The following is a 433-nucleotide window of genomic DNA, read 5'->3' on the forward strand; positions in this document are numbered from 1 at the left end:
TCAATGCGATGGATACCCGCAAAATCAACGCTAGTGTAGGCATGTGTTGCCCCCGCTCGATCTTTCCCATGTGAGAGCGCTCAATGCCGGCGCGAGTAGCAAGCTCTTCTTGCGATATCTGACGCGCAACACGTGCGGCACGTACTGCCTTGCCGAAAGCTATCGCCGGCTCGGCTTCATAGGTGGTGGCGCCCACTGGGCGTCCTGGTTTCATTGTGCGCTTCTGCATCGGCAAAAGCGTTACGCATTAAGCTTAACTAAACCACGTTAAACTTAACTCTATGTATGATGTTTGGTGACTTTTCCCTTAGAACCTGTTCACGATCTTCTGAGTAATAGCGCCAAGAAGGCCAAATGGATGAACTGCAGGCTGGTGTTGAGTTTGCGCTCGCAGTTCTTCCATAGCCTTCGGTTCTTCTCCAGCCAAGCAAAA

Annotated in this window: 1 protein-coding gene and 1 pseudogene; both read right to left on the minus strand. The window is 51.5% G+C overall.

Features of this window, described 5'->3' with window-relative positions:
• On the minus strand, positions 1-229 hold a 229-nt coding region (locus tag F7R02_RS25910), incomplete at its 3' end, for a helix-turn-helix domain-containing protein (RefSeq protein ID WP_151210362.1).
• Positions 230-318: 89 nt separating this feature from the next.
• Positions 319-433: pseudogene (locus F7R02_RS25915) on the minus strand (IS5/IS1182 family transposase); the annotation flags it as partial.

The organism is Xanthomonas cissicola (assembly GCF_008801575.1).
Taxonomy (GTDB): domain Bacteria; phylum Pseudomonadota; class Gammaproteobacteria; order Xanthomonadales; family Xanthomonadaceae; genus Xanthomonas; species Xanthomonas cissicola.